This is a genomic window from Paraburkholderia sp., from assembly GCF_034668105.1.
Taxonomy (GTDB): Bacteria; Pseudomonadota; Gammaproteobacteria; order Burkholderiales; family Burkholderiaceae; genus Paraburkholderia.
In genome coordinates, this window is sequence record NZ_JAXDPY010000697.1 from 1 (window position 1) to 10,369 (window position 10,369).

Sequence of the window (10,369 nt, forward strand, 5' to 3'; positions counted from 1 at the left end):
GACGCCGCGCAATAAGGTGGGGGGCAACAAGCGGTGAATCAGGTGGTGGATCAGGCAGTGAATCAGGTAGTGAAGCAGGCGGCAAAGCGGTCGGCCGCGCGACCGCTATTGTGGCTGGCGGCGCTGCTGGCCGTCTATTTATGCGCGCCGTTTATCGCGAGCGTGCCACAACTCGGCGCGGCCGATTGGCCGAACGTCGACTGGTCCGCGGTGTGGTCGGCGGTCGGCATTTCGGCGGCGAGCGCCAGTGTGGCCTCGTGCGTGATTCTGCTGGGCGGCGTGCCGCTCGGCTATTTTCTGGCGCGTTCCAACTCACGCAAGATGGCGGCGCTCGGCTTCGTCGTGCAGTTGCCGCTTGCGTTGCCGCCGCTCACGAGCGGCGTGCTGCTGCTGTTTCTGCTGGGCCCGTATAGCTGGGTCGGCCAGTTCACCGGTGGCAAGCTGACGGATTCGTTCGCCGGGATCGTGCTCGCGGAAACCTTCGTGGCCGCGCCCTTCCTGATCATCGCCGCAAAATCGGCGTTCGCCGCTGTCGATCCCGTGCTCGACGACGTCGCCGCGACGCTCGGCCATCATGCGAACAGCCGCTTCTTCCGCGTGATGTTGCCGGTTGCGTGGCCGGCGATTCGGGCGGGACTCGCGCTCGCGTGGTTGCGAGCATTCGGCGAGTTCGGTGCGACGGTGATGGTCGCCTATCACCCGTATTCGCTGCCGGTGTACACGTATGTCGTATTCGGCGGCCGGGGGCTGCCGGCGATGATGCCGCTGCTGCTGCCGACACTCGCGATTGCGATTGTCTGCGCGGCGCTGTCGATTTATAGCCTTCGCTCAAAAGCCGCGCTCGAACAAACCGAGAGCGGCGACGACGCGCTGGAACCGGGCCCGGATCTGACGGCGAGCCGTGGCGAGCGCGCCGACCTGCGGCTCGCCTTTCATTTGCAGCGCCGCCTGGGCGCGTTCGACCTCGACATAGCGTGGACACCTGCAACGCGGCGGCTGGCGATCATCGGGCCGTCGGGCTCGGGCAAATCGTTGGCGTTGCGTCTGATCGCGGGGCTCGAATCCAATGCGTCGAGCGACGTGCGGCTGGGCACCACCGACTTGAGCACACTGCCGCCCGAGCGCCGTCAGATCGGCTATATGCCGCAAGACTACGGTCTGTTCCCGCACATGACGGTCGCGCAGCAACTCAAGTTTCCTATCGACGCCGACGCCGCCAGCGCGCGTTACTGGCTCGATCATCTTGGCCTCACGCAACTGGTTGCGCGCTTGCCGCATCAATTGTCGTTCGGTCAACGGCAACGCGTGGCGCTGGCGCGGGCCCTCACGCGGCATAGCGAACTGTTGCTGTTCGACGAGCCGTTCGCGGCACTCGATACGCCGCGGCGGCGGCGTTTGCAGCAGTCGCTGCGGGCCTTGCAGCGCGAGATTGCGGCGGTGACGGTCATCGTCACGCACGATCCCGACGAAGCGGCGCTGCTGGCCGACGAGGTGCTGGTCGTCGAACAGGGGCGCGTGCTGCAGGCGGGTTCCATCGATACGGTGTTCGAACGGCCGGCTTCGATGCGCGTTGCGGAACTGCTCGGCTTGCACAACGTGGGCGTGGGTTCGATGACCGCGCCGCGGCAGGTTGAGATCGGCCACGGCCTCGCGATCGCGACGGGCGATAGCGGTTCCGACCTGCCTGCCGGGCAACGCGTGATGTGGCGCATCTCTTCGCACGCCGTGACGATTTCACCCGACGGTGCTCATGCCGGTGTGGTCGACGCTGTCGAGTTACGCCGGGGTGACCGGTATGTCCGCTTGAATATCGTGGGGATGCGGCTTGATATCGCGAACGAAGACACCCGGCTGCGGGAAGGAAGCCCCTGCCGGATTGATATTGATGCTGCCGGCGTTTCGGTCTGGAATGTGAGTTGACGGGTTTGCTCCGGCGCTAGCAGCGGCATGGCGATTGGGCCACGTCGCCGCTGCCGGTAGCACCGCTACCGCTTCTGCGCGGCCGCCGAACGCCCGCTTAACCCTCGTCCGCGTGTGCCCGCTTCCTGACTTCGGAAAACGCAACGTCGACGAGCAATTTCCCGGAATCAAACACGGTGACGAGCGCCTCGTCCCAGTCCCCTTCAACGGTACGGTCGTCCCAGACCAAAGGCTGCGTCGCCGTCCGGTACTCGCCGGTGTGGCGATTCATCAGCAACGTAAGCCGGCCCTTCATCGACCGCTTGCCGGCATCCGTCACCGGGTCCTTGCGGACGTCGTGCCATTCATCGCCGAGCCGGATCGCCGAGCACTTCATCGCGAAGCGCTGCGTATCGCGATTGATCTGCTGCAACAACGCGCCGCCCATGCCGAACACGATGTTGTCCGCGGCAAAGCCGGCCTTATCCATGGCCGCAAGGATCGCCTCGATCGAATCCGGATTCACGCCGTCGCCCTGAATCACGCGGACATGATTGAGCACGCGCCGCCCCTTGCCGTTCACCGTCGAACCAAACGATGCCTCGAGCGAGCGCATGGTCTGCAGGACGATCGTGAGCGGATCGCCGGAATCAGGCCGGATCACCAGCGTGCCGCCGGAATCGAGCACCGCTTGCTTCAGGTCCGTGCCCCATGCCTCGAGTGCGGCGAACAGGTCGTAGGAATCGGACACCACAGAAACGATCGCCCCCGGTTTGCCGAACTTCGCGATCATGTTGCGGAACGCGTCCGTTTCGCGCTCGCGACCCCATGCGGTGATCGTGCTGTGCTCCGCGGCCGGTACTGAAAACGCCGCCATCGGTTCGTTGTAGTAGTGGTTCGCGGCGACCACACCGAGCACCGTATCCGAGCCCATGAAACTGACGAGATGCGCCGAGCCGCCAATGGCCGCCGACTCCGCGCTCGACACGCCGCGCGCGCCGAAATCGTGCAGCTTGAACGGCAGTTGCGTGAGATCGTCGCTACTCTTCTCCAGATAGGCGCGGATCGTCTTGCGCAGATGCCAGCTTTGCGTCGCCACCGTAATCGGATACCACACGCGCAGCAGCATCGTTTCCAGATACGAGGCGAGCCAGAACACCTGGGGGTCGTCGCATTCGACCGTGACCAGCACATTGTGCGTGGGCACCACCGAGCCTTCCGGCACCGCGCGGATCCGTACGGGCAGATAGCCGCCATGATGCTCGACGACGTGGCGCCAGCCGGCTTCGTTGAACGGTTCGCCATGCGCCGTGAAAAATGCTTTCGCCTGTTCGATCATCTCCGCGGTGATGGGGCGGCACAGATATTCCTTGATCAGCATCTGCAGACCGAAGAACAGCGTGCGGTCGTAGCGTCCGCCGCGCGACTCGATGTACGAAAACATCGCCGACGCTTCAGGCGGATATTGCAGGTAATGCGACGCCTTGTACGAATCCGTGTTGAGGATCGGATTGGAGAGGATCGACGCCATGGCGTTGAGTGGGTTTGTATCGATTTGCATGGGTGATGCTGCGCTCGTGCGGTTCTCTCAAGAGTAATCAGGTGGGCTCGGGACGTGGCGCTTGCGTCGTGGGTGAAGCTACACCATACACCGTCAAAACACGCCCGGAATCACCCGGAACAGCACCTTACCCCGTTACGCCCGATACCGCTTGCCGTCGGGCAGAGGTGTACTTCACGCACAATGACCGCTTGCCGTCGCACAGAAGGTGTTCCTCTCGCACCATGCGCCCGACCTGCTGCCGGACGTCCATGTCATCCCGCGCGCCCGGGATTCCATTCCGGCGAGACGCGGCAGGCGGCCGGCTTCAGTGCCCAGGCTTCAGTTGCGGCGGCGCATTCGGCCGTGCCGCAAACAGGCGGCCGAGCATGCCCTTGCGCGGCTCGACGGGCGCCGGCCACAGCATGTCGGCGAGCAGACAGATGCCTTGCGCGAGGCCGCTGTCGTGGGCCGAGATGACGAGCGGCACGCCGCGGTTGAGCGCCTCGTTGACGCGCTTTTCGTCACGCGGAAGCTGGTGCGCGACTTTCGCGCCGAGCGTCTGTTCGAGCGTGGGCAGGTTGACGGCTGCGTTCTTGTCGTATTGATTCACCACCACCCGCACCTTGCCGGACGGATAACCCAGTTCCCTGAAAATATCGAGCATGCGGCGCCCGCCATGCAGGTAAAGCAGGTTCTGCCGCACCACCATGCAGATGGCGTCGCTACGATCGAGTGCACGGATCGTCAGCGGATTGAGGCTTTGACCGATGTCGATCAGTACTGCGTCATACCGCTCGCGTACCAACCACAGAATTTGCTCCAGTTGCGCGGGCTGCACCTCGGCCGCCTTGAGCGGATCGCCGGCGCCGGCCAGCACGTCGAGGTTCGCGTGTACCCGCATCACACATGCGTCCAGCAAGCCGGCGTCGAGGTGGTCGATCTGCGAGCACAGATCGGCGAGCGTCGCGGGCGGCGGTTTATCGGCTATCAGCAGACTGGCATCGCCGAATTGCTGGCTGAGATCGATCAGCAGCACGCGGCTGTTGCGCAGCGAGGCCAGCGAATACGCGAGATTCACGGCGATCAGCGTCGTACCGCTGCCGCCCTTGCTCGACACCAGCGAGACGAGCCGCCCGGCGCGGCGGCCGCCCGCGTTCTCCGCGTTCTTTTTTGCGGCGATATGCGTGAGCGCCGCGCCGATCTTGCCGGCCTCCAGCGGCCATGACAGTACATCCCGCACACCGACGCGCATCGCGGCAGTCAGCAACGCAGTGGATGGCGCCGGCGTGACGAGCATGCAATGCAGGACCGGCGAGCAGGCCAGCGTCTCCTCCGCGCCGTCCAGATCGCGCGCGCTTAGATCGACGTCGTCGACGATCAGCAGATCGGCGCTCCTGATTGCGCGGGCATGCATGCGCAACTGCCGCAGCGTGCAGTACGCGATGCGCAAGCGATACACCACGCCGCTTTCGTCGAGACGCGCGACGATATGCGGCGCTCGCTCCGCGCTGGATGAAATCAGGAAGATGTCGATCATGCCAGGTCTCCGCCGGCCTGAGGCTTGTCAGTTGGCAAAGCCGCGTCGATCACAGTCGACATTCAGGTGTAGTCGTCGCGATCGGACGGGTAGACGTCCACGCCGCGCTCCTGGCCTCGTTCGTGGTCTCGTTCGCGCGTAACCGGCATCTCGAACATCGTGTCGCGCAGCGCATCGCGTTGAATCTCGGCCTGAGCCTTGCGTTTCACAGCCTCGGCAATGACCAGCGTGAGCAGATCGGCCGACGGCGCGGCGAACAATGTGCGCTGCCGCCCCAGAAGACGCCGATAGGAGAACGCGGCGCCGTGCGCCGCGTTGTGATGGTCCAGCCGCGATGCGGCCGGCTTGCTATTCGTTTTCATGACAATCCCCGAATGATGGACCGTTTGCGGACCGCATCCAGGTAAGCCGTGCCTGCACTAGTACACGGGCACGGCGCCCGGTTCACCTCGTAACATGCGCCTCTCTATGGAGACTCAGGCCATTTCTCCCCGCTTCGTCGCGCCGGCCGGTCCTGACCGTGCGCTGCCCCTTCCCTGTTCTGTGCGTCGCGTGCCCATGAAATGCGCGGGCACGGTACCTGTCGCTTTTTTCCACTTATTTGTTTCGGCCAGCTACGTTGGCCAGCACCTTCGGTCATCCACTTCGTATCCGTCCAGCTTGACGGAAAAAGTGGCGAGGTCAGCGCTTCACGTTGTCCGGTGACGAATGACCGAAACTTCGTCTCGATCATTCACCCCGTTTTTTAGACATCCGTTTTTCAGTGGCCCCGCCGCACCCTCGCAAGACGCATTGGCATCCCCGGCCGCGCTTACGAAGACCAAGTTTGCCGCCGGGCTCCCGTTGCTTCCCCGTGCTTCCGGACCCCGGCGGCAATGTATTGGCTTGCGAAGCTCTTATTGCAATGGCTGTGCCAGGTACTCTCAATCCCTTGCCGCGCGGTGATTCTGTTGCAAAGCGGTGGGTCCGCGCCGGGTTCGCGACACGCATTGATTCGGATTCGACACGCGATCGATTCGCCGCAAACGTAAGGCGGGACAATCTACCTGTCCGCATGACTGGACCCGGCTTTCGTCCCACCCTGTCGGGCCGCGCTTTGCGGCGCAGCCCGGTCAAATGTGCCGATACTTCGGGGCACGAAGCAGCCCTTGCAGCCGCTGCCCAACATGTCGCAGGCTTGAGACGCGGCGGCTCGATGGTGCCGCATGCGTTTGCACGACGATCGTCATGCGTTTTATCGCGCTCTGTGGTACACCTCGCACAGCCGGGCTTGACGGACAATTTTTGAACGGCCAGCCCACACCTCGCGGCACGAAAAACGTTTCTGAATCCAGACTTGTTTGTATGGCGTTCGAAAGCGCTTTCGCTTATGGTTAGGGCATGCGCCACGTAGAGCGCCTGTGTCGCGCCACCGAGGTAAAAAAACGGCTGTTGTGATTCGGGGATGAAATAGTCAGGCGGTTCAGCGTTGAACGTTGCTCCCGCTATCTGGCCAATGCACCTTGCGGCACGTGCCGCCGCTCCATGCCCCCGCCATTACCGCTACCGTGATGTGTCATTGCCGGTCCGTCCAGTATGTCCAGGTGCAGTTCTGAGAGCAGCAACGATCCGGGGGTTACATGAATACGACTTGCACGCCTGTCGAAGCCGAACGCACGGTTCTGTATGTGTCGAACTCGCCCGATCAGGACCTCGCCAGCTTCCTCGCCGCATCGGGCTGGCAGGCGGTGCATGCCAAAAGCACGGCGATCGCCGAACGCATGATCGAACGCGGCAACATCAAGGTCGGCCTGGTCGAATTGCCCGGTGACTGCACGTCGCAGCATCTGTCCGCGCTGGCCTCCTGCATGCGGCGCGTCGAAACCAATTGGGTGGCGCAGATCGCGCCGGGCCAGGCGGAGAACGAACTCGTCAGCCGCTTCATTCTCGATTACTGCTTCGATTTCGTTACCCGGCCGTGGCTGAACGAGCGGCTTGTGTTCGCGCTGGGCCACGCGCACGGGTTATCGAGCCTGCGGCATGCGCCGGTCGTGCCGGAGCCGTCGCTGGGCCGGCACGGCATGGTAGGGCAATGCGAGGCGATGCAGCAGCTGTACAGGCGGATCGACAAATGCGGCGTGACCGATGCACCGGTGTTCGTCGCCGGCGAATCGGGCACTGGCAAGGAACTGACCGCCCGTGCGATTCATGAGCGCTCGCCGCGTGCCGGCCGGGCGTTCGTCGCGATCAACTGCGCGGCGATTCCGCCGAGCCTGCTGCAAGCCGAATTGTTCGGCCACGAACGCGGCGCCTTTACTGGCGCATTGCAACGGAAGATCGGCCGGATCGAAAGCGCTAATGAGGGCACACTGTTTCTGGATGAAATCGGCGACATGCCGCACGAATGCCAGGCGGTGCTGCTGCGCTTCCTGCAGGAAGGCACGATTGAACGCCTCGGCGGCAATGGGCCGATCAATGTCGACGCGCGGGTGATTTCGGCGACGCACGTCGATCTGGACAAAGCGGTCGAAGACGGGCGCTTCCGCTCCGACCTGTATCACCGCCTGTGCGTGCTGCGGCTCGTCGAGCCGCCGTTGCGCGAGCGCGGCGGCGACATCAAGCTGCTCGCCAACTACGCGCTCAGCATGTACCGGCAGGATGGCGCGCGCAAACTGCGCGGACTGTCGAGCGACGCGATCGTCGCCATGTCGAACTATCCGTGGCCGGGCAACGTGCGCGAGCTGATCAACTGCGTGCGCCGTGCCGTGGTGATGAGCGAGGGGCGCTTTATCACGGCGAGCGATCTCGGTTTGCCGGAAACCGACCACGGGCCGGCCGTGACGCTGGCGGAAATTCGCAGCAAAGCTGAAAAGAACGCCATCGAGCATGCGTTGCAGCGCCATGGCTACAAATTGTCCGAGGCTGCGGCCGAGCTCGGCATTTCGCGGGCCACCCTGTATCGCCTGATGCATGCGAACCGGCTGCATCAGGAACCGGCGGCCGGGCGCGGGTCGAGCGCCAACGGCGGCGCCGATTCCGACGACGAGGCGGAGCGGCAGGCGCCATCGCTGGTCTGATTTGTTAGGCGGTCTTGAGCGGGACAAGCTTTTTTTGCTCATCGAACCGTAGCGCTTTGATCCCGCGCACCTGCGCCGATGCGATGACTCTCGCATGGGCGCATTGTCCAGCAACGCTCGAATCCAATGGTTCCGTGCCGGTTGTCGCGGCCCGGCGCAGCGGATGGGGTGACCGCCTATCGAATCGCCCCCGGCGTTGCTATGCTGAAGGCCGTTCATCCATCTGGGAGCGGACTTGGCCGATCCGCACGCTCGGGCGCCTATGCGCCGTCCCTCCTCCGTTCTCCCCGCGCAGGCGAGCCCGTGCGACGCGCTCGCCATCCGCGCGCGCCCCCTTAGCTTCGCTCATCCGTGCCGGCGCAAAAAGCTCGCGCTCGCCGCGACCATCCTCGGCTCGAGCATGGCGTTTATCGACGGCTCCGTCGTCAACGTCGCGCTGCCGTCGATCCAGATCGAGCTGGGCGCGAGCGTCGCGGCGATCCAGTGGGTGGTCAACGCCTATCTGCTGTTTCTCGGCGCGCTGGTATTGGTGGGCGGCTCGCTCGGCGACAGGCTCGGCCGGCGCAGCGTATTTATCGCGGGCATCGGCTTGTTCACGCTGGCCTCGATCGGCTGCGGCCTCGCGCCCGGCGTCGGCGCGCTGATCGCGGCGCGCGCCGTACAAGGCATCGGCGCGGCGTTGCTGGTGCCGAGCAGTCTCAGCATCATTGGCGCGGTGTTCGACGACAAGGAGCGCGGCCAGGCGATCGGCACCTGGGCCGGCGTCGGCGCGATCACGTCGGCGGTCGGTCCGGTGGCGGGCGGCTGGCTCGTCGATGCGTTTTCGTGGCGGGCGATTTTCTTTCTGAACGTCCCGGTCGCGTGCGCAACCGTCGCGCTGGCGATCGTCGCCGTGCCGGATAGCCGGCAGGAAGACGACGCGTCGGAACTTGACCCTGCGCTCGAGGAAAACGCGCAGCCGAAGCTCAACCCCGCGCTCGAGGAAAGCACACGGCCGAAACTCGACTCCGCGCTTGAGGAAAGCACACAGCCGAAACTCAACCCTGCGCTCGAGGAAAGCACACAGCCGAAACTCGACCCCGCGCTCAAGGATAGCGCGCAGCCGAAGCTCGACTGGCCAGGCGCCGTCACAGCGGCCGCGGGACTGGCCGCGTTGACCTACGGCCTGACCATCGCTTCGGCGCGCGGCTTCGGCGACCGCCGGGTGCTGACGTCGATTCTCGGCGGCCTGTTGGTGCTGACCGGTTTCGTAGCGCTCGAAGCAAAGACCCGCAATCCGATGATGCCGCTCGACGTGTTCCGCTCGCGCGACTTCGTCGGCGCGAATCTCGTCACGCTATTGCTCTATTTCGGGCTAGGCGGCGCGCTGTTTTTTCTGCCGTTCACGCTGATCCGCGCGTACGGCTATAGCGCGACCGAGGCAGGCGCGGCATTGCTGCCGGTGCCGGTCACCATCGGCCTGTTGTCGCGCTTCACCGGCGGCCTGACCAGCCGTTACGGCGCGCGGGCCTTGCTGGGCGTCGGCCCGGTGATCGCGGCGCTCGGCTTCGCGATGCTCGCGCTGCCATGGGTGCGCGGCGACTATTGGCGCGGCTTTTTTCCGGCGCTTATCGTGCTCGGACTGGGCATGACGATCACCGTCGCACCGTTGACGACGACGGTGATGTCCTCCGTTTCCGCCGCGCGTACGGGTGTCGCGTCGGGCATCAACAACGCTGTCGCCCGGGTGGCGAGTCTGCTGGCGATTGCGGTGCTCGGCATCGTGTTCGTGTGGTCGCACGACGCGGCGCTCGATGCGCGGTTCGATGTGTTGCATGTCCCGCAAGCGGCGCGGCAGGCGGCGCGGCTGACGCAAGACTCGATGGATCCGGGGCCGGCCGCGCCAGGCGCAGCGAACGCGGCGGACGCAGCGGACGCGGCGGCACGGGCCGAAGTGACGCGCGCGCAAGCTGAGGCTCTTGGCGCGGCATTGCGAGCGGTGGCGCTGGCATCGGCGGGATGCGCGCTGGCCGGCGCGGCGCTGGCGGTGTTGACGATCCGCGCGGCTACCGGAAAAACTGCCGTGCCGTCGCGCTAAAGGCGCGTACCTCAAAGCGCGTCACCGCTTGCGCCAGCGCCATGTGCGCGGTCTTCCCGGCCGGAGAACCCCGCGCAACGTGCTCAACGCGTCAATCGGTGCGATGTAAGGGAGCGCGGGCGGAATTCCGCGCGCAGCGGCAGAAGTGCTGACCGGTCCGCGTGGTCTGCCGGGCAAGCTCTGCGTGGTCTGCCGGGCAAGCTCTGCGTGGTCTGCCGGGCAAGCGCTGCGTGGTCTCCCGGGCAAGCTTTCTGCTA

Annotated in this window: 6 protein-coding genes; 3 read left to right on the top strand and 3 right to left on the bottom strand. The window is 64.9% G+C overall.

Annotation, left to right across the window (positions count from 1 at the left end; genetic code table 11):
• Positions 1–57 precede the first annotated feature (57 nt).
• Positions 58–1,920 (top strand): ATP-binding cassette domain-containing protein, encoded by a 1,863-nt coding sequence (locus QOC89_RS30695; protein ID WP_323048483.1) that lies wholly within the window; start codon positions 58–60, stop codon positions 1,918–1,920.
• Positions 1,921–2,017: 97 nt separating this feature from the next.
• Here the strand turns inward: QOC89_RS30695 and QOC89_RS30700 are convergent, their stop codons facing one another.
• From QOC89_RS30700 to QOC89_RS30710, 3 genes are all read right to left on the bottom strand, one after another.
• Positions 2,018–3,460, bottom strand: a complete 1,443-nt coding sequence (locus QOC89_RS30700; protein WP_323048484.1) for a nicotinate phosphoribosyltransferase — start codon at positions 3,458–3,460, stop codon at positions 2,018–2,020.
• Between the two features lie 307 nt (positions 3,461–3,767).
• Positions 3,768–4,979 (bottom strand): AAA family ATPase, encoded by a 1,212-nt coding sequence (locus QOC89_RS30705; protein ID WP_323048485.1) that lies wholly within the window; start codon positions 4,977–4,979, stop codon positions 3,768–3,770.
• A gap of 62 nt (positions 4,980–5,041) precedes the next feature.
• The gene (locus QOC89_RS30710) at positions 5,042–5,341 is read right to left on the bottom strand and encodes a hypothetical protein (protein WP_323048486.1); all 300 of its coding nucleotides are present in this window, start codon (positions 5,339–5,341) and stop codon (positions 5,042–5,044) included.
• 1,257 nt (positions 5,342–6,598) lie between these two features.
• On the opposite strand from QOC89_RS30710, the gene QOC89_RS30715 reads away from it, so the two are divergent.
• Positions 6,599–8,035, top strand: a complete 1,437-nt coding sequence (locus tag QOC89_RS30715; protein WP_323048487.1) for a sigma-54 dependent transcriptional regulator — start codon at positions 6,599–6,601, stop codon at positions 8,033–8,035.
• Between the two features lie 262 nt (positions 8,036–8,297).
• Positions 8,298–10,112, top strand: a complete 1,815-nt coding sequence (locus QOC89_RS30720) for an MFS transporter (RefSeq protein ID WP_323048488.1) — start codon at positions 8,298–8,300, stop codon at positions 10,110–10,112.
• Positions 10,113–10,369: the final 257 nt, after the last annotated feature.